The 25,211-nt window shown below is 70.2% G+C and carries 20 protein-coding genes; 16 read left to right on the top strand and 4 right to left on the bottom strand.

Annotated features, from left to right (window positions below; translation table 11 throughout):
- The first annotated feature begins 56 nt into the window (after window positions 1–56).
- The 11 genes from BL254_RS26900 to BL254_RS06485 all read left to right on the top strand — a co-directional run bounded on the left by BL254_RS26900 (window position 57) and on the right by BL254_RS06485 (window position 10,896).
- Window positions 57–263, top strand: coding sequence for a hypothetical protein (locus tag BL254_RS26900; protein WP_043603230.1), 207 nt, complete (start codon window positions 57–59; stop codon window positions 261–263).
- A 336-nt stretch (window positions 264–599) separates the two neighbouring features.
- The gene (gene hemW, locus BL254_RS06530; RefSeq protein WP_047222508.1) at window positions 600–1,778 is read left to right on the top strand and encodes a radical SAM family heme chaperone HemW; all 1,179 of its coding nucleotides are present in this window, start codon (window positions 600–602) and stop codon (window positions 1,776–1,778) included.
- Window positions 1,779–1,995: 217 nt separating this feature from the next.
- Complete coding sequence (gene hrcA, locus BL254_RS06525; protein WP_076842787.1) at window positions 1,996–3,015, top strand: heat-inducible transcriptional repressor HrcA; 1,020 nt, start codon at window positions 1,996–1,998, stop codon at window positions 3,013–3,015.
- Window positions 3,015–4,160, top strand: a complete 1,146-nt coding sequence (gene dnaJ / locus BL254_RS06520; protein WP_076842786.1) for a molecular chaperone DnaJ — start codon at window positions 3,015–3,017, stop codon at window positions 4,158–4,160. Before hrcA ends, dnaJ begins: the two co-directional genes overlap by 1 nt.
- Window positions 4,161–4,207: 47 nt before the next feature.
- Window positions 4,208–5,068, top strand: coding sequence for a 16S rRNA (uracil(1498)-N(3))-methyltransferase (locus BL254_RS06515; protein WP_256386233.1), 861 nt, complete (start codon window positions 4,208–4,210; stop codon window positions 5,066–5,068).
- Between the two features lie 204 nt (window positions 5,069–5,272).
- Window positions 5,273–6,301, top strand: a complete 1,029-nt coding sequence (locus tag BL254_RS06510) for a PhoH family protein (protein ID WP_076842827.1) — start codon at window positions 5,273–5,275, stop codon at window positions 6,299–6,301.
- A 138-nt stretch (window positions 6,302–6,439) separates the two neighbouring features.
- The gene (gene ybeY, locus BL254_RS06505; protein ID WP_047222446.1) at window positions 6,440–6,916 is read left to right on the top strand and encodes an rRNA maturation RNase YbeY; all 477 of its coding nucleotides are present in this window, start codon (window positions 6,440–6,442) and stop codon (window positions 6,914–6,916) included.
- An 84-nt stretch (window positions 6,917–7,000) separates the two neighbouring features.
- Complete coding sequence (locus BL254_RS06500) at window positions 7,001–8,614, top strand: hemolysin family protein (RefSeq protein WP_076842784.1); 1,614 nt, start codon at window positions 7,001–7,003, stop codon at window positions 8,612–8,614.
- Window positions 8,611–9,324 carry a hypothetical protein gene (locus BL254_RS29285; RefSeq protein WP_371390087.1) on the top strand — a complete coding sequence of 238 codons (714 nt, stop codon included), beginning with the start codon at window positions 8,611–8,613 and terminating at the stop codon, window positions 9,322–9,324. Before BL254_RS06500 ends, BL254_RS29285 begins: the two co-directional genes overlap by 4 nt.
- Complete coding sequence (era, locus tag BL254_RS06490; RefSeq protein WP_047222443.1) at window positions 9,324–10,253, top strand: GTPase Era; 930 nt, start codon at window positions 9,324–9,326, stop codon at window positions 10,251–10,253. The genes BL254_RS29285 and era overlap by 1 nt, the downstream gene beginning before the upstream one ends.
- 100 nt (window positions 10,254–10,353) lie before the next feature.
- Window positions 10,354–10,896: a VOC family protein gene (locus BL254_RS06485; protein ID WP_047222442.1), complete on the top strand. Its 543-nt coding sequence runs from the start codon at window positions 10,354–10,356 to the stop codon at window positions 10,894–10,896.
- A 302-nt stretch (window positions 10,897–11,198) separates the two neighbouring features.
- On the opposite strand, the gene BL254_RS06480 is transcribed toward BL254_RS06485, so the two are convergent.
- A complete protein-coding gene (locus tag BL254_RS06480; RefSeq protein WP_076842783.1) occupies window positions 11,199–16,172 on the bottom strand; it encodes a pentapeptide repeat-containing protein in 4,974 nt (1,657 codons plus the stop codon).
- A 193-nt stretch (window positions 16,173–16,365) separates the two neighbouring features.
- Between BL254_RS06480 and BL254_RS06475 the strand changes: the two genes are divergently transcribed.
- Complete coding sequence (locus BL254_RS06475; RefSeq protein ID WP_076842782.1) at window positions 16,366–17,214, top strand: N-acyl homoserine lactonase family protein; 849 nt, start codon at window positions 16,366–16,368, stop codon at window positions 17,212–17,214.
- Window positions 17,215–17,267: 53 nt separating this feature from the next.
- Here the strand turns inward: BL254_RS06475 and BL254_RS06470 are convergent, their stop codons facing one another.
- Window positions 17,268–17,780 (bottom strand): NUDIX domain-containing protein, encoded by a 513-nt coding sequence (locus tag BL254_RS06470; protein ID WP_047222441.1) that lies wholly within the window; start codon window positions 17,778–17,780, stop codon window positions 17,268–17,270.
- Window positions 17,781–18,031: 251 nt separating this feature from the next.
- On the opposite strand from BL254_RS06470, the gene recO reads away from it, so the two are divergent.
- From recO to BL254_RS06450, 4 genes are all read left to right on the top strand, one after another.
- Complete coding sequence (gene recO, locus BL254_RS06465; RefSeq protein WP_013873047.1) at window positions 18,032–18,763, top strand: DNA repair protein RecO; 732 nt, start codon at window positions 18,032–18,034, stop codon at window positions 18,761–18,763.
- 199 nt (window positions 18,764–18,962) lie between these two features.
- A complete protein-coding gene (locus BL254_RS06460) occupies window positions 18,963–19,766 on the top strand; it encodes an isoprenyl transferase (RefSeq protein WP_013873048.1) in 804 nt (267 codons plus the stop codon).
- An 87-nt stretch (window positions 19,767–19,853) separates the two neighbouring features.
- Entirely contained in the window at window positions 19,854–20,225 is a 372-nt protein-coding gene (locus tag BL254_RS06455; RefSeq protein ID WP_076842781.1) for an antibiotic biosynthesis monooxygenase, read from the top strand.
- 250 nt (window positions 20,226–20,475) lie between these two features.
- Window positions 20,476–21,903 carry a glycine--tRNA ligase gene (locus BL254_RS06450; protein ID WP_371390082.1) on the top strand — a complete coding sequence of 476 codons (1,428 nt, stop codon included), beginning with the start codon at window positions 20,476–20,478 and terminating at the stop codon, window positions 21,901–21,903.
- Window positions 21,904–21,975: 72 nt separating this feature from the next.
- On the opposite strand, the gene BL254_RS28200 is transcribed toward BL254_RS06450, so the two are convergent.
- On the bottom strand, window positions 21,976–23,838 hold the full coding sequence (locus BL254_RS28200) for a toxic anion resistance protein (protein ID WP_254857855.1): 1,863 nt from the start codon (window positions 23,836–23,838) through the stop codon (window positions 21,976–21,978).
- On the bottom strand, window positions 23,838–24,590 hold the full coding sequence (locus BL254_RS06440; RefSeq protein ID WP_338052708.1) for a hypothetical protein: 753 nt from the start codon (window positions 24,588–24,590) through the stop codon (window positions 23,838–23,840). Before BL254_RS06440 ends, BL254_RS28200 begins: the two co-directional genes overlap by 1 nt.
- Window positions 24,591–25,211: the final 621 nt, after the last annotated feature.

The following is a 25,211-nucleotide window of genomic DNA, read 5'->3' as shown; positions in this document are numbered from 1 at the left end:
TCATGGCCGGCGGGACCGACCGATCCGGCCAGGGTGCCGGATCGGTACTCCGTCGCGTGAGGGGGGAGAAGATCCTCGATGTTGTCGAGGACACCGCGCACGGCGTCGTCATTCATGTGATTGAGTTTTCCGGACGCGGGACCACGAACTCACGACGCTTCACCTATATTGACCAGTCGATTATCAATGTCAGGTCAACGTCACTGCCGGCTGGTGCTCCGGTGGGGTTCCAGGCCCATTCGACGGGCGTATTGGACGGTTGAATCCGACAAATCCGATAACTGAATACAAAGATCATGAGGCGGCTGTCGTCCGAACGTCCGGTGGGTGGGACGCGCGATCGCCGGAACGGCAGGTGGGTGTTGAGGGCAGGCTTGGAAGCGGGCTTGAAGGCAGGCACAGCGTTGCGAGTCGGGCACACTATGGCCATGCCGCACATCTCGACGGCCGTGTCAGYCCTCGGCCAGCCCAGCGCAGCCGGTCCCGGTGAGCCGGACAGGCCGGACAGGCCGGCAGGCCCGGTTCACGCGGGAGGCCCGGCGGGCCCGCGGGGCACGGGCTCCCCAGCCGCTGACGGCAGCCTCCAGGCGTGGGATGGCGTGCTCCCGGCGCGGGCCACGGACACCCTTGGCAGCCGCCCGTTCGGGGTCTACGTGCACGTCCCGTACTGCGCGACCCGCTGCGGCTACTGCGACTTCAACACCTACACCGCGACCGAACTCGGGCCGGGGGTCGCGATCGGCACGTTCGTGGAGACGCTGGCGGCCGAGTTCCGCCTGGCCCGGTCCGTTCTCGGCCCGGCCGACGTCGCGGTCTCGACGGTCTTCGTCGGCGGCGGGACGCCGACCCTGCTGCCCGCCGAGGACCTCGAGCGGCTGCTCCGGATGATCGACGCCGAGTTCGGCCTCGCCGCCGGCGCCGAGGTGACCACGGAGGCGAACCCCGAGTCCGTGGACGCCGGTGCCCTGGAGCGGCTGGCCGCCGCCGGGTACACGCGGATCTCGTTCGGGATGCAGAGCGCCCGTCCGCACGTGCTTGCCGCGCTCGACCGCCGGCACACCCCCGGACGCGTCCCGGACGTGGTCAGCTGGGCGCGCAAGGCCGGCTTCGCCCACATCAACCTCGACCTGATCTACGGCACTCCCGGCGAGTCCGCCCGGGACTGGCAGGCGAGTCTGGACGCGGTGGTCGCGCTCGATCCCGACCATGTCAGCGCGTACGCGCTGACCGTCGAGGACGGTACCCGGCTGGCCCGGCGGATCCGGCGCGGCGAACTGCTCCCGCCCGACGACGATCTCATGGCGGACCGCTACCAGCAGGCCGAGGAGACCCTGACCGCGGCCGGCCTGAGCTGGTACGAGATCAGCAACTGGGCGCGTGGGCCCGCCGCTCACAGCCGGCACAATCTCGGCTACTGGCGGGGTGCCGACTGGTGGGGTTTCGGGCCGGGAGCTCACAGCCACATCGGGGGTGTCCGCTGGTGGAACGTGCGCCATCCGGCCTCCTACAGCGCCCGGCTCGCCGCGGGCGCAAGCCCCGCGGCGGCCCACGAGGAGCTGGACGCCGCCGCCGCGCGCATGGAACGGGTCATGCTCGAGGTGCGCCTGGCCGAGGGCCTCGTGGCCGAGGAGCTCACCCCCGCGGGGCGGTCCCAGGCCGCCCGGCTCGCCGCCGACGGGCTGGTGGATCCCCCTGCGCTGGCGGCGGGACGCGTCCTGCTGACCCTGCGCGGCAGGCTGCTCGCCGACACCGTCATACACGCTCTTCTATCGGACTAGCCGCGGCCGTCACCGGGAAACACTCCTCAAGCTCCCGGTGGCGGTGACACATTTGTCCGTCTCGCCTGGTCGCCAGGACGGCTACAATTGGCACTCGCGGCAATCGAGTGCCAGAGCGTCCCGCCGGCGGGTTTCTGGCCTCGGCGGCCTCGGTGGCTTCGTGTGGTCGTCGCTGACCTCGCCCGGCGGCTTCAGCGTGGCAAAGGGGTGATACGGCGTGCTGGAGGAACGGCGGCTGGACGTACTTCGAGCCATCGTTGAGGAGTTCGTGCTCAGCAACGAACCCGTGGGCYCCAAGCTGTTGGCCGAGCGCCACCAGCTCGGGGTGTCTCCTGCTACTGTCCGTAACGACATGTCCGCACTTGAGGAAGAAGGCTACATCACCCAGCCGCACACCAGCGCCGGCCGGATTCCCACGGACAAAGGCTACCGCCTCTTCGTCGACCGGCTGTCGGGGGTCAAACCGTTGTCCCGGGCCGAGCGGCGGGCCATCCAGAGCTTCCTGGAGGGCGCGATCGATCTCGACGACGTGGTCCGGCGGTCGGTCCGGCTGCTCGCGCAGCTGACCCGCCAGGTCGCGGTCGTGCAGTACCCGTCGCTGTCGTGCAGCGGCGTCCGGCACATCGAGATCGTGACGATCACGCCGGTGCGCCTGCTGCTCGTACTGATCACCGACACCGGACGGGTCGAGCAGCGGGTCGTCGAAGTACCCGAGCCGGTGGACGACCCGACCGTCAGCGAGCTGCGCACCGTGCTCAACGCGGCGCTGAACGGGCGCCGGCTGGCGGACGCGCCCGAGGCGGTCGCCAACCTGCCGGACGAGGCCCGGCCGGGGCTGCGTCCGCACCTGAACATGCTGATCACGGTTGTGATGGAGGCGCTGGTCGACAAGCCGGAGGAACGGATCGCTCTGGCGGGTACCGCCAACCTGACGCGTTCCGCCATCGACTTTGCCGATACGCTGCGTCCGCTTCTGGAGGCTCTGGAGGAGCAGGTCGTTCTGTTGAAACTGATCGGCGAGGTACGGGACCTCGATACCGTCACGGTCCGTATTGGCCACGAAAACAACGTGGATGCGTTGCGTTCCACATCGGTGGTAGCGACAGGGTACGGTCGCGGGGCGTCCGCGTTGGGTGGCCTGGGGGTGGTCGGTCCAAGGCGGATGGACTATCCGGGAACCATGGCGGCCGTCCAGGCCGTCGCCAAGTATGTGGGTGATCTCTTGGGTGCCGACTGATGGCCACCGACTACTACGAGGTGCTCGGCGTACGCCGGGACGCCTCGAACGACGAGCTCAAACGGGCCTACCGCAAGCTTGCCCGCGAGCTGCATCCCGACGTCAACCCCGACCCTGAGGCGCAGGCTCGCTTCAAGGCCGTGACCGCGGCCTACGAGGTCCTCTCCGACCCGGAGAAGCGCCAGATCGTCGATCTCGGCGGGGATCCGCTGGCGCCCGGTGGGGGAGCCGGCGGGTCGTCGTTCGGAGCCGGCTTCGGCGGACTCRGCGACATCATGGACGCCTTCTTCGGCGGCGGCGCCAGCCGTGGGCCGCGTTCGCGGGTGCGCCGGGGCAACGACGCGCTGCTCCGTCTTGAGCTCGACCTCTCCGAGACCGCCTTCGGGACGACCCGGGACATCACCGTGGACACCGCCGTGGTGTGCGGTACCTGCTCCGGGGACGGCGCGGCGCCGGGCAGCCATCCGGTGACCTGCCCGGTCTGCCACGGGCGCGGGGAGATCCAGCAGGTCACCCGCTCCTTCCTCGGGCAGATGGTCACCTCCAGGCCGTGCACCCGCTGCGGCGCCACCGGGACGGTGATCGAGCACCCGTGCCGGGAGTGCGGCGGCGACGGCCGGGTCCGCAAGCGGCGCAACCTCACCGTCAAGATCCCTTCCGGGGTCGAGGACGGGATGCGCATCCGGCTGTCCGGCGAGGGTGAGGTCGGCCCGGGCGGCGGCCCCAACGGCGACCTCTACGTCGAGGTCCAGGAGCGCCCCCATCCGGTGTTCACCCGGGAGGGCGACGACCTGCACTGCGAGCTGCGCGTCCCGATGACCGCCGCCGCGCTCGGCACCACCTGCACGCTGGACACGCTCGACGGCAGCGAGACCATCACGGTCAAGCCCGGCACCCAGCCCGGCCACGTGATCACCATGAGCGGTCGGGGCGTCCCGCACCTGCGTTCGGTCGGACGCGGCCACCTGCACATCCACGTCGTGGTCGAAACACCGACCAAGATCGATGCCGAGCAGGAGCGGCTGCTGCGCGAACTGGCGAAGCTGCGGGACGAGGAGCAGCCGGCGGTCATCTCCGGCGGCAACGGCTCCGCCGACGGCCAGGGCTTCTTCTCCCGGCTGCGCGGCTCCCGTGGCACCCGGTAAGCGTGACCGTCGGTGACCCTCGAAGGGCCTGAGAGCTGACCGCACCCCTGTTCCACCAGGTGTCGGTGCCGGACGTCGCCGAGCTGACGCTGGCCGGTGCCGAGGGTAGGCATGCGGCTACGGTACGGCGGCTACGCCCCGGTGAACGGCTGGATGTCACCGACGGGCGTGGCGTGGTTGCCGAGTGCACGGTTGTGCGCTGCCGGCGGGACGAGCTCGACTGCGCGGTGGAGCGCYGGGTCGTGCACCCGGCGCGGCTGCCCCGGCTCGTGGTGGTCCAGGCGCTGGCCAAGGGCGACCGCGGCGAGCTCGCCGTCGAGCTCATGACCGAGGTGGGGGTCGACGAGATCGTCCCCTGGGCAGCTTCCCGCTCGGTCGTGCGCTGGGCGGGGGAGCGGGGCGCCCGTGCCCATGACCGCTGGTCGGCGACGGCCCGGGAGGCGGCGAAGCAGTCGCGGCGGGTGTTCTGGCCACGGGTCGCCGCTCCCACCGACACCGACGCCGCCGCCGCCCGGCTCGCCGCGGCCGAGCTCGCCGTGGTCCTGCACGAGGAGGCCGCCGAACCGTTGACCCGGGTGCTCGCCGCGGCGACGACGGCCGCTACCGGGTCCTTCGCCACCGCGACGGCTGCCGCTGGGCCGCCCGCCACCACGGCGTCCGTGGCCGGGCCGGCCACCGCTGGGTTGACCGCGACCCGGGCGCCTGCTGCTCCGCCGGACGCCGTCCCGGCAGCGGAGATCGTCGTCGTGGTGGGCCCGGAAGGCGGAATCACCGACACCGAACTGGAAATGTTCACCGCGGCCGGGGGGTGGCCGTCCAGGCTCGGTCCCACCGTGCTGCGGACGTCGACCGCCGGCGTGGTCGCCGCCGCGGTCGTTCTCTCCCGCACGTCCCGATGGGAGCGTTAGATCATGTACCCGGTGTGCCCGCGGCCGGTGTCCCACCGGCCTTCGTTGTGCCTGTCGTGCCGGCTGTTGTGCTGGTACGGCCAGTGCGACGACCGGCCCGGCGGCCGGCCCGGGAGGTCCAACAGGCCCGAGGATCGCTACACTGAAGGACCGTACTGACTCATGTCGTTCGAGAGGTCCCGTGGCCGGCGCCGGCCGCAACCCATGACCGATTCCACCTCCCAGTCCGACCAGCGGACCGTTACGCGCATCGTCGTTCCCGGTGCGCACAGCATGGTGAGCCTGCTCGGCCACCAGGACGAACTGTTGCGCGTTGTCGAACAGGCGTTATCGTCCGATGTCCACGTCCGAGGCAATGAGATCACCATCACCGGTCCTCCGGAGGAGAACGCGCTGGCGGCCAGRCTCTTCGCCGAGCTGATCGCCGTGCTGGAGTCCGGGGCCGAGCTCACCCCGGCCCACGTGGACCATTCGCTGTCGATGCTGCGCAGCGGCAGCGAGGAACGCCCGGCCGAGGTGCTCACCCTCAACATCCTCTCCAGCCGGGGCCGGACGATCCGGCCGAAGACGCTCAACCAGAAGCGTTACGTGGACGCGATCGACGCCCACACCATCGTGTTCGGCATCGGCCCGGCCGGTACCGGCAAGACGTACCTGGCCATGGCCAAGGCCGTGCAGGCGCTGCAGTCCAAGCAGGTGAACCGGATCATCCTGACCCGGCCGGCGGTCGAGGCGGGGGAGCGGCTCGGCTTCCTGCCCGGCACCCTCTACGACAAGATCGACCCATACCTGCGCCCGCTGTACGACGCCCTGCACGACATGGTCGACCCGGACTCGATCCCGCGGCTGATCCAGAACGGCACCATCGAGGTCGCGCCGCTGGCGTACATGCGCGGGCGGACCCTCAACGACGCGTTCATCATCCTGGACGAGGCGCAGAACACCTCCGTCGAGCAGATGAAGATGTTCCTCACCCGCCTCGGCTTCGGCTCCAGGATCGTTGTGACCGGGGACGTCACCCAGGTGGACCTCCCCAGCGGCACCCGCAGCGGCCTACGGGTGGTCCGGGAGATCCTCGACGGCCTCGACGACGTCCACTTCGCGGTCCTGACCAGCACGGACGTGGTGCGCCACCGGCTGGTCAGCGAGATCGTCGACGCCTATGCCCGGTGGGACGCGGCAAGCGCGCCGCGACCCCGACCGGCCCAGGCCGCCCGCCGGGACCGGCGGTGACGGGCACGCCGACCGGCGGGCCGCGGCGCGCACCGGCTCGCGGACCGGCTCGCGGACCGGAGCGCATGCCGACGATGATGGGCCTGCCGACGACGATGGGCCGCGTACGGCGCGGCGCCGGATGAGGATGGATCACTGATGGCCGTGTTCGTGGCGAACGAGTCGGGTGTCGAGGCCGACGAGGTCACCCTTACCGCGCTCGCCCGGTTCGTGCTGGACACCATGAAGGTCAACCCGCTGGCGGAGCTGTCGGTCATGCTGGTGGAGCAGACCGCCATGGAGGAGCTCCACGTCCGCTACATGGGTGAGGAGGGCCCGACCGACGTGCTGGCCTTCCCCCAGGACGACGCGTTCGACCCGTCCGCGCCGGACTCGGGCGAGGACGACCCGACCCTGCTGCTCGGCGACGTCGTCCTGTGCCCGGAGGTCGCCCGCCGGCAGGCGGCCAAGGCGGGGCACTCGACCGAGCACGAGATGCACCTGCTGTGCACGCACGGCATCCTGCACCTGCTCGGTTACGACCATGCCGAGCCGGACGAGGAGCGGGAGATGTGGGCGGTGCAGTCCCGGCTGCTGACCTCCTGGGCCTCCGCCCGTGCCGCCGGCACGCACTGAGCGTGCCTGGAGAGCGCCACGCACTGGGCGGGCCGGAGGAGCGCCGCGCACTGAGCCTGCCGGGGGAGCTGACAGGGCGGACCAATGGGCTACGGTGATGTTCCACTTCTGCTGCTCGCGGTGCTGGCCACGCTGTTCGCGGCCGGGATCGGATGCATCGACGCCGCGCTGACCCGGGTCTCCCGGGTCGCGGTCGAGGGATTCGTGCGCGCGGGGCGCCCCAGAGCCGCGAGCCTGGCCACGATCGTCGCCGACCCGGGGCGCTACCTGGCGCTGCTGCTGTTGCTGCGGATCGTCGGGGAGATGGTCGCCGCCGCGTGCGTGACCGTCATCGCGGTCCACACCTATGGTGCCGGGTTCATCGCGGTCGGTTTCGGTGCGCTGGTCGGGACCCTGTTCGCCTACATCTTCGTCGGGGTCGTGTTCCGGACGCTGGGTCGCCAGCACGCCCCGGTGATCGCGCTCGCGACCGCCGGGCTGACCAGCTGGCTCGGCCGGATGTTCGGGCCGCTGCCACGGCTGCTGATCGCCTTCGGTAACGCCGTCACCCCCGGCCCCGGCTACCGCGACGGCCCGTTCGCCACCGAGGCGGAGCTGCGCGACCTCGTCGACCTCGCCGAGGAGAACTCCGTCATCGAGCGCGGCGAGCGCGACATGATCGCCTCCGTCTTCGAGCTCGGGGACACGCTGGTGCGCGAGGTGATGGTCCCCCGGCCGGACATGGTCTACATCGAGTCGGTGAAGACCGTCGCCCAGGCGATCTCGCTGGCGCTGCGCAGCGGCTTCTCCCGCATCCCGGTGATCGGGGAGAGCGTGGACGACGTCGTCGGGATCGCCTTCCTCAAGGACATGGTCGGCCGGGAGCGCGAGGGCTGGGACACCCGGCYCGTCTCCGACGTCATGCGGCCACCCGCGCTGGTGCCCGAGAGCAAGCACGCCGACGTCCTGCTGCGCGAGATGCAGGCGTCCCGGACCCACATGGCGATCGTCATCGACGAGTACGGCGGGACCGCCGGGCTGGTCACTATCGAGGACATCCTCGAGGAGATCGTCGGTGAGATCACAGACGAGTACGACGCCGAGATCGTCCCGGTGGAGTGGATCGACGACGACACCGCCCGGGTGACCGCCCGGCTCGGCGTGGACGATCTGCGCGAACTCTTCGGCACGGACGAGCTGCCCGGCTCCGAGGACGTGGAGACCGTCGGCGGGCTGCTGGCGAACGCGTTGGGCCGGGTACCGCTGCCGGGGGCGACGGCGGCCGTCGGCGTGGTCACGCTCACCGCCGAGAGCGCCGCCGGCCGGCGCAACCAGATCGGTACCGTGGTGGTGCGCCGGTCGTCCGGGCAGGCCGGGGACGCCACCGCTGGTGGGTCCGCGTCCACACCCACGGGCGACACGGCCGGTGGCGGCCCACCCCGGGGCGACGGGCCCGGGGACTCCAGGGCCGCCGGGGGTTCCGGGGGCGAGGCCGCGTACGCGGGCAGCCACCGGGCCGACAGGGAGCAGGGTGGCGGTGACCGGACCGGTAAGAATCGTACGGACGGTACGAGCGGGACGGGTGGTACAGGCAGTACTTTTAGTACAGATAATGACATTGTGGGTGCTGCCGGTGGCGGTGGCGGGCGCAGRCAGGGCAGTGACGCGGGTGCCACCGGCCCTGTCACGCACCGTGCCGCTTCCGGGGTGCGCACATGATCTTCGATGAGGCAGGGGCAGGCGGCGTGTCAGAGCTGGACCTGGACGCACAGGCCGACAACGCACAGGCCGACAACGCACGAGTCGACGGTGCACGGGTCGACGCACAGGTCGACGCTGCGGGGGCCGACGACAGCGCGGACAGCCGCCGGGCCGACAGCGGGCCCGACGCGCCCGCCGCCGGGGACGCCGTCCCCGGCGGCCGCCCGGCCGTCGTCCGGGTCGCTCACGACTCGCTGTCGGCCGAGGACGCCAAACTCGTGATCCTCGCCCGGTCGGCGAGGCTGCGCGCCTATGTCCCCCGGGGCGGTACCGCGACCGCCGAAGGCGCGGCCGTCCGGGACACCGACGGGCGGACCTACGTGGCGGCGACCGTGGAGAACACGCGGGAGCGGCTCACCGTGTCCGCGCTCACCGCCGCCGTCGTCGCGGCGGCGTCCAGCGGAGCGCGCCGCTTCGAGGCGGCGGCGATCGTCTCTGACCGTCTCACCGGACCGTTGGCGGGTTCCGGGCCGGACACCGCGGACACCGCGAGCGCGCCCGACGTCCCGGCTGCGGTGGGCGCGGCCGGAACGTCGGCCGCCCCGGGCTCGGGCGTGCCGGGCGTGCCGGGGGCCGACGATCTGCTGGTGCTGGGCGAGTTCGGTAGCGGCGTGCCGGTGTTCCTCGCCGGCTCCGACGGGGCGGCCCGGGGCCGGGTGACCACCTAGTGGCCGCCTCGGCGGAGGCCGGAGCACAGTTCCGGTCCGGATTCGCCTGCTTTGTCGGACGGCCCAACGCGGGCAAGTCGACGCTGACCAACGCGCTCGTCGGCTCGAAGGTCGCCATCACCAGCGGCCGTCCGCAGACGACCCGGCACGCTGTCCGCGGCATCGTGCACCGCGACGACGCCCAGCTCGTCCTGGTCGACACCCCCGGCCTGCACCGGCCGCGGACCCTGCTCGGCCAGCGACTCAACGACGTGGTCCGCGCGACCCTGTCAGAGGTGGACGTGGTCGCCTTCTGCGTCCCCGCGAACGAGGCGGTGGGCCCGGGCGACCGGTTCATCGCCGGGGAGCTCGCCCGGCTGCCCAAGCGGACACCGCTGGTCGCGGTCGTCACCAAGAGTGACCTGGTGTCCGATCGGGACGCCCTCGGCGCGCAGCTGCTCGCGGTCTGCTCGCTGGCGGACTTCGTCGACGTGGTGCCGGTCAGCGCGGTGTCGTCGTTCCAGGTGGGGCTGCTCGCGGACGTGCTGGTCAGCCGGCTGCCGCCCGGCCCGCCGCTGTACCCCGACGGGGAGCTGACCGACGAGCCCGAGCAGGTGATGGTCGCCGAACTCGTCCGCGAGGCCGCCCTGGAGGGCGTGCGTGACGAGCTGCCGCACTCGCTCGCCGTCGTCGTCGAGGAGATGATCCCCCGTGAGGACCGGCCGGCGGACCGGCCGCTGCTCGATGTCCACGTGAACGTCTACGTCGAACGGCAGAGCCAGAAGGCGATCGTCATCGGCGCGAAGGGCGCCCGCCTCAAGGACGTCGGCACGCGCGCCCGCACCCAGATCGAGGCCCTGCTCGGCACCCCCGTCTACCTGGACCTGCACGTCAAGGTCGCCAAGGACTGGCAGCGCGATCCCCGCCAGCTGCGCCGGCTCGGCTTCTGACAGCCGGCCGGCCGCGGCCGCGCGTCCGAGGAGACGAAGAACTTGACCCCGGACCGGCGTCGCGAGACATTCAACAAATGGTTGTTTTGTCTGTTCGGAAATGAGCGCGGACGCAGCCCCCGGTGACGGGGTGAAGGTCAGGCGGATCGACCACGTGGCGATCGCCCTGCCGGACATGGCCGAGGCGGCGCCCCTGTTGTTGGACACGCTCGGTGGCGTGTTCATCAAGGGCGGTGACAACGACGAGACGGGAATCCGTCTGGCGCACATCGGCTTCCCCGGTTTCAAGATCGAACTCATGCAGCCGCTCAGAGCGGACTCGATCCTCTCCGAGAGCCTGCGGCGCAAGGGGCCGGGGCTGCACCACGTGACGTTCATCGTCGACGACGTCACCGACACCGACACCCGCCTGCGCGCTCGTGGCTACGCCACGGCGGGCCTCGACACCTCCTCCTCGGCGTGGAGCCAGACCTACATCCGCCCGAAGCTCACTTTCGGCGCGCTGCTGCAGTTCGTCGCCACCGACCTGGACTGGCACACCCCGACCGAGGAGTACACCTTCGAGGACGTCCTCGCGGCAAAACTCGTCTGGCGCGACTACGTGGCCTGCTTCCGCGACACCCAGCCCGAAGGCGTTTCCTGACGCCCAGCCATGGAAGACCACCCGACGAACCGTCCACCGCTCGACGGAACCTCCCGAGCCGTAGGTGAAAACTGTGGCCAGAGCAACGTTTTCCACCTACGGCCGCGGAAGTTGTAGGTGGAAAACGTCGTTGTGACAGCGGTTTTCACCTACAAGGCGGCGGGTATGGACCATGCGCGTTGTCCGCCGCCGACGACGACAGCCRTACCCTGCGGATTACCGAGGCGGGCGCCGGCCATCCCAGGAAAACGGACATCCACTCCCACGCCAGGCGGTGAGGCTCTGGCGCATTCCCCGGTCGGTCAGCGGCGGCGGAACCAGCCGCGCGATGACGAGCCGGATGGCGGCTGTGAGGGAAGGGGATCCGGCAGAGCGACGGGATGCCAGCCCTCGGGCAGCGGCAATGACGCGTCGTCAGGCAGCCGGCGGATAGCCGGATCATACGGATCAAGCTCGTCCAGGTCGAAGCGAGCATTTCCGATTTTCCACTGAAGCGACTCGCTCGCTGTGCCACCGAACTTGTAGGAACCGTCGCGCACGAACACGGCCCACGCGTCTTTGGTGGGCCCGAGCAACGTGGCGATCAGAGTACCCGTGTCGGCCCGCCAGAGCCGTACGGTGCCGTCGTTCGATCCGGAGGCGATGACGGATCCGTCCGGGGAGAACCGCACGGACCATACCGTGCTGATGTGCCCCTGGAGGGTGTGCAGGGGCTCGCCGGTGGTGGTGTCCCACAGCCGCACCGTGCGGTCGCCGGCCGCGGCGGCGATGGTGGATCCGTCCGGGGAGAAGGCTACCGACGACATCCAGCTTGTGCGGTTGCCGGTGAGGGTACGCAGACGTCGGCCGGTGGCGATGTCCCACAGGCGTACCGTGCAGTCGTTCGATCCAGAGGCGATGGTGGTTCTGTCGGGGGAGAACTCCACCGACCGTACCGGGCCGATATGGCCGGTGAGTGGCGGCAGGGGCTCGCCGGTGGTGGTGTCCCACAGCCGCACCGTGTGGTCGCCGGCCGCGGCGGCGATGGTGGATCCGTCCGGGGAGAACGCCACCGACGACACCCACTGGGTGTGGTCGGCGAGGATGCGCTGTCGGCGGCCGGTACGGACATCCCACAGGCTGACCGGCCCATCCTGTGTTCCGGTGGCCAGGAGCGTACCGTCCGGGGAGAAGGCCACCGCTGTTGCGTCCACAGTGTTTCTGGGCGAGGTCGTGGGAAGCGGGGCCAGGTGTGCGCGGTCACGACCGGCTACCGCGGCATCAGCCAGCTCGGGCCTGCTACCGAGGTGCTCGGGCTGTCCTCCGAGGACGGCCGTGCGGTGCCAGCGGCTGCCCGTTATGACCGCGGCGGTGAGATCCACCGCGGTCAGCCGCCCGTCGGACAGGTCCGCGTCGGTGAGGTCCGCGCCGCGTAGGTCTGAACGATCGATTCGAACGTGGTCGAACCGCGTTCCGCGGAACGCGGCCCCATCGAGACGGGAGTCGCGGACTTCCGCTCGGGTCAGCCGCGCTCCGGAGAGGTCCGCGTGGGCGAGGGTGGCGTCCTCGATGGTGGCGCCGGTCAGGTTCGCCTCGCGCAGGTCGGCGCCGGTCAGGTCGGTGTGGGCGATCCGGGCGTCGGTCAGGTTCGCCCCGTGCAGGTCGGCGCCGGTCAGGTCGGTGTGGGCGATCCGGGCGTCGGTCAGGTTCGCCCCGTGCAGGTCGGCTTCCCGCAGGTCCGTCCGGTGGGAGAGGTCCTGACCGGCCAGGTCGGCGTTGGCGAGCTTTGCTCTGGTGCGTAGTTGGATGCCCAGCCGGCGGGCCACGCGTACCGCGTTCGCCTTCGCCTTGGCTGCGGCGTCCGGGTCGTCGACCACGTCCTGGGCCCAGCTGCCGGCCCGGTCACGGCCGGTGAGGTCCGCGAAGAAGTCGGCCATCAGCTCCGACATCTCCCGGGCCCCCAGCAGCTCCTGCGCGCTGCCCGCGGCGAACTGGCGGGCGGCCGCGGCGGCGACCAGGTACTCCATCACCGAGGAGTGGATGAACGAGAACCGGCCGTCGGCGTCCCGCACGAGCAGGGTGCCCGAACCGATCATCTGGGTCAGCTCGTCACCGGTGAGTCTCGCCGGGTTGCTCATGCTCGCCAGCACCGCGGCGGCGGTGGCCGTCAGTTCTTCCACGCCGATGTGATGTTCGGTGGTGCCCCAGAGGGTCAGCGCCAGACGGGTGGCCGCGTCCAGCCGGTCCTTCCTGGACAGTGAGGGTGACGCTCCGCGTTGGCGGGCGCGTCGTTCCTCGTGGTCGAGCCAGGCGTCGACGAGCTCCCGGTACAGGTCGGCGGGGCGGATCGTTCCGTCGCCGCCGCGGGCCTGCCGCAGGCGCTCGTCGTCCAGGGCCGTGATGAAGGACAGCATCCGGGGATTGCGCGAGAGCCCCAGCAGGTCGCGGATGCCGCGGATCAGCGTCATCCGCTCCGTGGCCCGCCGCTCGGCCGTGGCCCGCCGCTCGGCMTGGGCTCGTCGTTCGGCCTGGGTTTGGCGTTCGGCCTGGGTCTGGCGGTGTGCCGGGTCGGTCGTGCGCACCGCCGGATCCCAGGTGTACCGCTGGAGCAGGAAGCTTGCGATCTGGGTGTCGGTGAAGTCCTCGATCCGGACGATGCGCCGGCCCGGGATCAGGTCGACCCGTTGGGCGAGGGCCTTGAACACCTGGTCGTCGGTGAGGAAGTACTGCGTGCGGCTGGTCAGCACGATCTTCGCCTTGTCGTGCACGGCAGCCAGCAACGTGCCGAGATGTTCGGCCGCACGGTCGTAGGTCACCCGCAGGGCCAGCTCGTCGAACCCGTCGAAGAGCAGGACGACCCGGCCCGCRCGCAGCATGTAGCGAAACCCCTCCAGCTCGATGCGGGTCTGCCCGCTGTTCGCCAGATGGGCCGCCACCAGCGTGTCCAGGTCGTGCGACTTCTCCAGCCCGCGTAACTCGATCAGCATGGGGGTCACGTGCGGCAGTTCGGCGGGCAGCCGCCGGGCCAGTTCGCGCAGCAGGAAGGTCTTGCCCCGGCCGAAGTCACCGAGGATCAGCACGAACCGGGACTGGTCGGTGGTCAGCCAGCCCGCCACGTCCGCGAGCGCGTCCTGCGACAGCGGGCGGTCCGCCACGTCTAGGCGGGTGCCGCGCTGCGGCACGTACAGGGCCGGCGGGTAGATCTGATCGGACTCCAGCCTCCCGGTCTGCCGGTCGAGGTAGCCGCGCAGGTCCAGCACACCCTGGTACTCGGGCATGCTCAGCAGCCGCACACCCGCCCGTTCGGCCTGCGCGACCAGCTCGGGGTCGGCCTGGTCGTCCCCGCAGTAGACCAGGTCGCAGAACAGCGTCGGGCTCGCGGCAAGATAGCGTCGACGGATCGTCCGGACGAACTCCTCCACCGCGCCCGCGTCGGCGTTGCCGTTGATCAGGCCGATCACACGCTGCTCCACCACCTGCCCTTCGGCGCGCCAGACCCGCAGGTGGGCGGAGATCTCCCCGGCGGCCTCCACCCGCTCGACCCTGGCGGTCGGGTGGCGCAGGCGGGCCACCTCGGCGGCGTCGTCCAACAGGTCCCGGGGGCGGTCACGGACCCGCGCGGGTGGCAGGGGCGTCCCGTCGAGGCCGGTCGGTCGGTATGGCCACTGCCCGTTGTCACCGTCGTCATGGCCGTCACTGTCACTGTCACTGTCACTGTTACCGCCGCCGTCGTGACTGGTGCCTTTTCGGGCCGGTGGCTGGGGAAACACGACGTATGCCGAGGCGAGATCGTGGGGCGTACGGACCGGCTGCTGCCGGCTGGCGGGGCCCCGGCCACCCGCGGGGTCCTGGCCAGGCGTGAACCGGGTGAACCCCGTCCGATCGATCCGGATCACCTGGTAGGGCAGCCGGCCGCCACCCTGTTCCAGCGGGAGCGCGGGCAGACCTGAGGGGAGCGTGCGCGCCTGCCCGCCCCGTTCGTTCCCGCCCTGCCCGTGCAGAAGCAGGTTCAGGCGCGGGGCGAGAGCTCGGTCGAGTTCCTCGGTGTCCCGCAGTTCGCTGTTGTGCGGTGCCGCCGCGGAGACCGGGTCGTGGTGTACGGCGCCGATCCGCAACCAGCCCTCCCACGCGGGCTCAAGCAGGGCGTCGGCGACACTGTCGAGCTGCCCGGTGCCCAGCCATCCATGGCGCACCAGATGCGACTGGGCCATCGTCGAGTTCAGCCCCGCCACCACGACCTTCAGGTCGGGCATGGCGAAAAGCGACCATTCTTCGCCGACCTGGAAACCGACGTCCGCGGCCGGGCCGTAGAAACGGCGCAGCAGCCCGTTGAAGAACGTCCATTTCGGCCAGTACGGCGCGACCGGCTCCTCGTCCATGCCCTCCTGCTGGAGGAAGTAAGCTTCGCAGAGTTTCTCGTTGACGTCATGACTRCCCGGGATGACCGCGAACCGGTTGTGGTTGAGGCGTAGCCCGTCGGCGAGCCCGGCCAGGACGTCGTACGCCTGCTCGAATTCGCGTTTCGCGCCCGTTCCGGTGATGTCGCCGGTGATAATGACGAGGTCCGGACGTAGCTCCTTGGTGCCGGTGCCGGTGCCGGTGCCGGTGCCGGCGGCGAGCCTGCGCAGGTCGTCGGACAGCCAGGTGACCAGCTCCGCAGGCGTCCAACCGTCCGTGGGCGGTGCGGGTAGTCGCATTCCTGACAGGTGCAGCATGGTGACGGAATGTTCGTCGGTATCCCCCGAAAAGCCTTTCGGGGAGTTTCCCGGAAAGGTCGGTGCGGTGCTGCCGCCGCCGGTGCCGGGAAAGATGGGAGCGGTCGTGGGTTTTCCTCGTCCGGTGATGGACGCGGTGATTCCCCGGATCAACTCCTCGGTCGCGGTGTTCTCGTCCCTGCCGACCAGGTCGATATAGGTGCGTGAACGCAGAAGGCCGTCCGGCTGGCATTCACCGACCCGTATCGGAATGATTCTGCGCGTAAACCCGTCCGGATCGTCCGGCCAGACCGCCAGCCATTCGGCGTTGCCATACCGGGAATCGCGCAGGTACGTCTCCGACAGTACTGGCACCACCCGCGTGGACGCGGGCAGCACGCGATGCATGCGGGTCGTCCAGTCCGATCCGGGTACGAGGTCCCACGCCTGTACGAACACCCGGGTAGGACGGTTGTTGATCTGGATTTTTTTCTCCAGATGCCAGGCGATCCACTCCGCCCATCTCCCGTCCACACCGGTGTAGCTGATGAAGAAGTCGAACCCGGCATCGCCGCCACCGGCCGCATCATCCCCGTTGCTCACAGGTCGAGAATGCCACTGTGTGCCATTGATCGTGCCGTCCGGGTTGACTGTGCCGCTCGGGTCGTGGGTTAAGGTCGGGTGGACGGCTGTCGTGCTCGGGGATGCGAGGGCGACTGATGCGAGGGCGGCTACGGCGGGAGGGCTGCGCACACCGGCCCGGCGGGAGGCGGTGGTGGGCAGGGGAGCGCGGCGGGTGATTCCGCTGACTCTGGGCTGGGCCGAGGTGCCGTATTCGATGTCCGTGCACGGCGCTCCGGACGACGTCCGGTTGCGTGAACCCGTACCGGCGCTACTGGTCGAGGCGGACGGCGTCTGGTTGCTGATCGACACCGGCTTCAACCCCGCGTTCGTGCGTGACAAGGCCCTGTGCCGCCGTTTCCACCACGACACCGGCGTGGCCGTGTGGCTCCCGGCCGGGGACGGCGATCCGCTGGAGGCCGAGCTCGAACGGGTCGGGCTCGCTCTCGAGCGAGTCGACGTGGTTGCCGTGTCCCACCTCCACAACGACCATGCTGGGGGACTGCGTCACTTCGCCGGGCGGAGCACGCCAGTGCACATCCAGCGCCGCGAGCTCGACCACGGCCTCAGCACCCATCCGGCGGCTCTGGAGGCAGACGGCATCATCCGTATGGACTTCGACCACCCGGCGATCACCTGGCAGGTGGCGGACGGCGACATCGAGATCGTGCCAGGGGTGACCGCGGTCCTCACCGCCGGGCACACCCCCGGTCATCAGAGTTTTGTCGTCGAGCTGGACCCCGCGGTGGGCGGTGGTGGGTACGTCTTCGCGTTCGATGCCGCGGATCTGCAGGAGAACATCGACCGTGAACGGCCCGTCGGGGGCACGATCGACGTTCCGCCRGCAGCGACCGTTGAGCCGATCCGGCGGCTGAAGGCGATCGCGTCCGAACGCGGCCTGCGTCTGGTACCCGGCCACGACCCTGTCGCCTGGCCTGCGCTGACCGCCGAACTCTCCGCGCCGGCCGCCCGCGACCCCCTCGTCAACCGGCCTGACGGCGCCGTTCCACCGACGCTGTGCTGACCACGTTGATCGCGTTGGACTGACAGCGCGTTGGACTGAACAGCTGGGTCCGGTCAGGGATCCGCGGTGGGGCTGCCGGCAGCGTTCAGGGCGGCGTCCAGGATGGCGTCCCGGTTGGCCAGGATGAACTCCCCGAGTTCCGGTGGCAGCAGCGTGAAACCGGCGAGGTCCTCGCCGCGCAGGTCGATGCGTTCGATCTCGTAGCCGCCCTTGGCCGGGTTGGTGAACTCCGAGCCGGTACGGGCGGCGAGGTCCATGGCGACCAGCCGGCAGACGAAGAAGTGCTGGACGACGATGCCGGGCCGGCGGCCRTCACGGTCGCTGCCCACCTTCGGCGCCCTCGGCGCGCTGGTGAGGAACACCTGCTGGACGCGGTCGACGGTGGCGCCGAGTTCCTCGGCCAGTTCGCGGTGCAGGGCCGCCTCGACCGAGGCGTCCTCGGTGTCGACCCCGCCACCGACCGTGGACCAGTAAGGCGCCACACCGGGCGGTGTCCGGCGGAACACGATCAGATGCCCGTCATTGTCGATCAGGATCGCGCGGGCTGCCCGCCGTACGATTCGCACCGGTCCATCATCGCCTCCGCACCGGTGTCGCCGATATCCGGACGCTCCCGGGCCGTTCCGGGCATACGGTGGAGGGAGGAAACACGGCGAATGCGGACAGTGATGACGGCGGTGTGTCCAACTCCGCCCGGGGCCGGGGCCGTCGCGGTTCGGTCCCGCATCGATCTTCTGACCTGGCCGCGGCCGGCACGTGTCGCGATCATCTCGACCGTGCCCTGCCCCCTTACCGGAATGCGTGCAACCATGGGCAGGTGCCGGTCTATCGAGATGAAGGTGTCGTCCTGCGGACGACGCCGCTGGCCGAAGCCGACCGCATCATCACCGTTCTGACCCGGCGGACCGGGCGGATACGCGCGGTGGCCAAGGGGGTGCGTCGCACGTCGTCCCGCTTCGGCGCGCGGCTGGAGCCGGGTACCTACGTCGATCTCCAGCTCTACGAGGGGCGCTCTCTCGACACCGTCACCCAGGCCGACATACTCAGCCCGTACGGCGCGGTGATCGCGTCGGACTATCCCCGGCACACCGCGGCGGCGGTCATGTTGGAGACCGCCGAGCGGCTGACCAGCGAGGAACGCCAGCCGGCGATGCGGCTGTTCCTGCTCCTCGTCGGTGGTCTGCGCACGCTTGCCCAGGGCGAGCGGGCACCGTCCCTCGTCCTGGACGCGTTCCTGCTCCGGGCGTTGACCATCGCCGGTTACGGGATGGCTCTGGCGGACTGTGCCCACTGCGGTGACCCTGGACCCCACCACGCGTTCTCCGTCCCGGCGGGAGGCGTAGTGTGCCCGGAATGCCGACCGCATGGAGCGGTGTCGATGTCCCCGGCCGCCGTGAAGCTGCTGTCCGATCTGCTCACCGGGGACTGGGACCGCGCCGGGATAAGCGAGGCCCGTACCCGGCGCGAGGCCGGCGGATGTATTGCTGCCTACCTTCAGTGGCATCTCGAATACGGGTTGCGCACATTGCCCCATCTGGAGCGGGTGTGAACAGGACCGGGCAGCGGGCCGCGGGCATTCTCGACACAGCCACCGTCGACAGGACCACTGACAGGGCCGTCAACAGGCTCATTCACAGGGCCGCTCACAGGGGCCCTGACGGGGCTGACAGGACTGACGGGCCCGACAGGGTCGCCAAGCCGTCCAAGGCCGTCCAAGGCCGTCAACAAGCAGGAGGGGGGTCAAGCCGGTGAATCCGCGTAACGGGGGGGCTGGGCAGTTCCGGGCGCCTCACCCACATCCTTCCGGCGCATGCCCGCCGGAAATTCCTTCCGCGTTGATCCCACAACATGTCGCCATCGTCATGGATGGTAACGGTCGGTGGGCAAAAATGCGCGGCCTGCCGCGGACGAAGGGCCACGAAGCCGGTGAGGACGCTCTCTTCGACTGTGTGGAGGGGGCCATCGAACTCGGCGTCCGCTGGCTGTCGGTGTACGCCTTCTCCACCGAGAACTGGAAACGGTCGCCGGACGAGGTCGCGTTCCTGATGCGTTTCACCGACGGGGTGTTCGGCCGGCGCATCGACGACATGGACACGCTCGGGGTCCGGGTCCGGTGGGCCGGTCGGCGTCCACGGCTGTGGAGCAACGTCATCCGGCGGCTGGAGACGGCCGAGGAACGCACCCGCGGGAACGATCGTCTCACCCTGGTGATGTGCGTCAACTACGGCGGGCGGGCCGAACTCGCCGACGCCGCCGCCGCCATCGCCCGGGACGTCCGCGACGGCCGGCTGCGGCCGGAGCGCATCGACGAGAACACCCTCGCCCGGTATCTCGACGAGCCGGAGATGCCCGACGTCGATCTGCTGATCCGTACTTCCGGGGAACAGCGGCTGAGCAACTTCCTGCTCTGGCAGGCGGCCTACGCGGAGTTCGTGTTCGTCGAACGGCTGTGGCCGGACTTCGACCGGCGTGACCTGTGGGCGGCGTGCCTCGACTTCGCCAAGCGGGACCGCCGCTACGGTGGTGTCGTCGCACATCCCTCCGGAGTCTGATCCGGGCCTGCCCGGCCGGCTGTGACCGGTCGCCGCCGCGGCCCGGCAGGAGCCCGGCAGGGCCGGCCGGACTGATAGAACCGTCCAGTGGTTGTCGTCACCCGGCTACGGGTCCCAGCGGAGGAGGCTGTCACCTTCCGTGAACGGGCAGAACGGACGCTGGCGGTTCTCGCCGCCGCGCGAGGCTACCGTTCGGCTCGGCTGGGGCGAGCCGTGGACGACCCGGAACTCTGGGTGATCACATCCGAGTGGGACGGGGTGGGTGCCTGGCGCCGGGCCCTGGCGGCCTTCGACGTCCGGGTGGAGCTGACGCCGCTGATGGCCTATGCCGTCGACGAGCCGGGTGCGTTCGAGGTGCTGCTGGCGCATGACGCCGCCGGCGGCCCGGTTCGCCGTGGTGGCTCCGACCTGGCGGCGGACGCCRCCACCGCCGGGCCCGGTGACAGGCCGTCGGGATGACCAGCCCGCCGCGGGCGAGGCCGTACCTGCCCGATCATGATCACCGTTTGGCCCGTAGGCTGGGTGCYCGACTCCCTCAACGGCACCTGATCCTCTTCAGCGGGCCGACGGCCCTGCGCGTCGCTGGCGGCGCGCGGGGGAACACGATCGCGTCGCCGGCGGTCCGCTGGAACGTCAGCGGGCCCARCCGCCCCGCGGCCGGCCGGTCCGCCAGGTTGTGCCGGGGGGCAGGTCGAGGACCCCGCAGCCCATGTCACCGACGACACCGGGCAGAAAGGAAGGGAGCGCCCGCGTGGCCAGTGCATCCGACCGCATGGACACCATCGTCAGTCTGTGCAAGCGCCGGGGGTTGGTCTTCCCCTCGAGCGAGATCTACGGTGGCCTGCGGGCCTCGTGGGACTACGGTCCGCTCGGGGTCGAGCTGAAGAACAACGTCAAGCGCGCCTGGTGGAAGGCCATGGTCCAGGGCCGGGAGGACGTCGTCGGCCTCGACTCGTGCGTGATCCTCGCCCGCGAGGTCTGGGAGACCAGCGGCCACGTGCAGGTCTTCGTCGACCCGCTGACCGAGTGCCTGTCCTGCCACAAGCGGTTCCGCGCCGACCATCTGGAGGAGGCGTTCGAGGCCAGGCGCGGCCGGCCGCCGACGGCGCTCACCGAGATCGCCTGCCCGAACTGCGGGTCGCGTGGCACGTTCACCGAGCCGCGGATGTTCAACGGCCTGCTCAAGACCTACCTGGGCCCGGTCGAGGACGCCTCCGGCCTGGCCTACCTGCGCCCGGAGACGGCCCAGGGCATTTTCATCAACTACGCGAACGTCCAGGCGACGGCCCGGCGCAAGCCACCGTTCGGAATCGGCCAGATCGGCAAGTCGTTTCGCAACGAGATCACCCCGGGTAACTTCATCTTCCGGACCCGTGAGTTCGAGCAGATGGAGATGGAGTTCTTCGTCCCGCCGGGCGAGGACGAGACCTGGCACCAGTACTGGATCGACGAACGGACGAAGTGGTATCACGACCTCGGCGTCCGCCCGGAGAACCTGCGTCATTTCGAGCATCCGAAGGAGAAGCTCTCCCACTACTCGAAACGGACCGTCGACATCGAGTACCGTTTCGACTTCGTCGGGCTGGAATGGGGCGAGCTGGAAGGCATCGCGAACCGGACGGACTACGACCTGTCCGTGCACGCGAAGGCGTCCGGCGCGGACCTGACCTATTTCGAGCAGGCCACCGGCACCCGTTACACCCCCTATGTCATCGAACCGGCGGCCGGAGTGGACCGCGCCACCCTGGTGTTCCTGCTGGACGCCTACGCGGAGGACACCGCGCCCAACACCAAGGGCGGGGTGGACCGCCGGGTGGTGCTCCGGCTGGACCGGCGGCTCGCGCCGGTGAAGGCCGCGGTGCTGCCGCTGTCGCGCAACGCCGACCTGTCACCGGTCGCCCGCGACCTGGCCGCGGCGCTGCGCCGGCACTGGAACGTCGACTTCGACGACGCCGGCGCGATCGGGCGTCGCTACCGCCGGCAGGACGAGATCGGCACGCCGTTCTGCCTCACGGTCGACTTCGACTCGTTGCAGGACCAGGCGGTCACCATCCGCGAGCGCGACAGCATGGCGCAGGAACGCGTCGCCATGGACCAGGCGGTCTCCTACCTCAACGCCAAGCTCGGCCCCTGCTGACTCCTCCGGCCGGTCACCCGCCCGGGACCCTCCGGGGGAGTCAGGTCGGACGTGGTCGTGCCGGCGGGATGGTCATACCGGCGGGCTCGGCGGGCCTGGCAGGTCCGGCGAATCCGCCGGGCCCGACGGATTCGGTGGGCCCGGCAGGGCGAGGTCGGTGGAGCCGAACCGGTCCGCGAGGAAGCGGCCGTGGGACAGCAGTCTGGCGGTGTCCCCGGCCGCCGCCTCGGTGACGTCCCGTACGCCCCTCTCCAGCAGGCTCATCTGGTCGACGACGACCTGGCGCGGGGTACGTCCGTCGTCCAGCCGGTGCGTCTCGGCGTACCGGGGTGGCAGGCCGAGATACACCTCCAGCGCGGTCGGCAGGTAGTCGTCGATGGTCCGCACGATCACGAACGTCTCGGGCGAGCCCGCACGCAGCAGGTGGGGGCGGTCGAGCACCTCCCGCAGCGCGTCGACAACCCGCGCCGCGGCCGCGGTGACCTCGGCCGGCGCATGGGCGGCCAGAGCCAGTAGCTGCGCGTCGACGGCCCTGCGAAGCTCGGCGACGCGCAGCCGGGTTCCTGCCGGCGCCGCCGGACGGGGAGCCGGTGCCACCAGGGCGCCCACCGCGTACAGAGCGGCGACGACGAACGGCCACTCCGGCAGGCCGACCACGCCGGTGACGGTCAGTCCCAGTCCGCCGATCGCGGCGGYACAGCCGGCGATGTTCTTCAGCGATCCGAGCCAGGCCAGCACCCTCTCGCGGGGCCCGCTGGCCGGYGGTGGCGATGGCGGCGGTGGATCAGGCCGCGGCAGCCGGATCGCCGTCACCATGCTCTCCAGGGCGGCGCTGCGGTATCCGTCGATCGTGTCGATCGTGGCGTAGATGTTGGCGAACGCCTGCTGGAGGGTCTGCACCGACACGGTCGAGGACGCCGCCTGCTCGTGGATCTGGCCGGTCTGCTGCCGCAGCAGCTCCGAGGTGCCGACGATGATGCGCTCGGTCGTCTCGTTCAAYGCGGAGATCTGGTCGAGTACCAGCTTCTGGTTGGCCAGCGCCTGCGCGACGATCACCGCGGTGCGCAGCGCCGCGACGGTCGTCGTGCTCGCCTGGTCCACACCCTTGATCAGTTCGAGGTTGTTGCGCCGGACCATCTCCAGCGCGAGGTAGCCCTGCGCGCTGACCGCGAGCTGGGTGAGCAGGTCCTGGTGTTTCTGCCGCACGTAGAACAGGACGTCATCGCGCAGCGTCCGAGCCCGCTCCGGGTCGCTGACGCTGATCTGGTCGATCCGGGTGACAAGTTCGGCGTCGAGGTTCGCGGCCAGCTGGATGTACTCACGCAGCTTGCCCATGGTGGTCCACAGATTGTGTTTTTCCTGCTTGATCGCGGCGTTGTCCCGCCGCAGCTCCTCCTGCCCGTTCTGCAGCGCCTGCAGAATCGCGTCCAGATGTGCCTGTGACGACCGGTAGGAGGCGAAGTAGTCCCGCAGCCGGTTCCCGAACGGGATCACGCCGAGCAGCTTTTTCGGGCCCAGCAGGTTCGCCTTGGACGGATCGAGGTCGCCGACCACTCTGCGCAGCTCCACCAGGGAGGTCGACACCGACGAGGTCGCGTCGAGCGCGCCGGAGTTCATCGCCCGTGTCGGCTTGTCCAGCAGCCGGTTGGAGACCGAGGCGGACGCGCGGATCTCCTTCTCGCCCATCCGGTGCACCGCGGCGACCTTGGTGGTGAAGGCGGGGGAGGCCGGGTCGATGCCGATCAGGGCGTCGGCGAAGGCCACTGCCTGGTCGGCCAGGCGCGCGGCTGCCTGAGGGCTGATCGGGACGGCGGGCCCGGCCTGTTCAGGGGCTACCGGCGCGACGGCCGCGGGCGGCACCAGGACCAGCTGCGCGCCGGTGTCGTCCGCGGCCGGCCGCCGTGCGGGTGCCGGTGTCGTCGGTGGCAGGCTCATCAACCCGGCCCCTTCGTGTACTGCGCCTCGATCCGACTGATCATCCGTTCGGATATCTCCGCGCTCGGTGGTTCGATGACGTTGACCAGCTGCGGTACGGGGCCGCTTCCGCGTTCGGCGGCGTACTGCCGGCCGTAACCGGCGTCCGCGGTGCGGAATCCGTGCCGCACGGCGAGCCGCTGCAGTTCCGGGTCGGTCGTGAGCAGGCGCCCGACCGTGTCTCCGGCGGAGGTGAGCGGCACAACGGTGTGTTTGGCGTAGATGGTCGGACTCGGATACATCAGCACCACGTCGTTGGTCAGCGAACCGTCCCGGGCGAGCGCGTGGGCCCGGAACTGGGCCTCGTAGACCATGGCCATCGGCGTTTTCCCGATGCCGATGGTCAGGAAGTCGTCGAACGGCTCCTGGGACGACGCGTCCAGATAGCCCTGTTTGAGGAAGAGGGGCGCGAGCCGGTCCGTGATCCGTTCGGCCGCCCCGGGATCGGCGACCACGTTTCCGCCATTGCTCACATAGGAGGCGATCGCCAGGTAGAGGGCGGCCGAGTTCGACGTCCGCACGTCGGTCGAGCTGATGAGGAGGGACTTGTCGGTCCGGTAGACGTTGTTCCCGGGTAGCTGCGACCATCGGGTGTCCGCCGCCACCAGGTCGAGATACCTGCGCATGTCGAACAGGTAGTGGTCACCTTTTCGGCTGCTGACGCCCGCCGCGGTCAGCAGTTCCGCGATCGGGGCGAAGGTGGCTATCGCCATGGGCGTGAAGAAGGGTACGTAGGAGGCGCTGATCCCGCGATCGCGCCTGATGCGGTCGGCCTGTGGAGCCGTCGGCCGGGAAGGCCAGGTCGAAGCCGGCCAGGTCGCGGGTGGTGGCGATCTCACGCGATCCGGCAGAGGTGATCTCAAGCCGGTAGCCRGCACGGTCGAGGGCGGCGACCACGTCCGGATCGGAGAAGAAGGGCTGTTTCTCCGACGAGACCAGCGCCCGGACCGTGGTCCTGTTCCCGTGCGGAGCGGGCCGGGTTCGCGGGATGATGATCACAGCGAGGACGCCGATGGTGAGCAGTCCGGCAAGCGCGAGTCCAAGAACGCAGTGGCCTCGCACGGCGTCCTCCCCCTCCTTCGACGCTGTTGGTCCGGGCAGTGCTGGTACGCATCATGGTCTGTCCGCTGTGACCGGCAGGCTCCTGGCCGGCAGGGTTTGGAATATGTACGAATTTTATTCATCTGTCGGACATGGACAGAATTTCTCCTGTTTATCCGGTTGGGACGCGTCCGTCGTGAACGAATAATGATCGGGTAGTTTTCCGGCAGGGCGGCGGGGAATCGTGACGGACGACCGGTGAACGCTTCGGATATTTCCCGGCGCGGCCGGGA

Origin of the sequence: Protofrankia sp. BMG5.30, from assembly GCF_001983005.1 — a bacterium.
GTDB classification, from domain to species: domain Bacteria; phylum Actinomycetota; class Actinomycetes; order Frankiales; family Frankiaceae; genus Protofrankia; species Protofrankia coriariae.
This window is presented reverse-complemented; position numbering and strand designations above follow the sequence as displayed.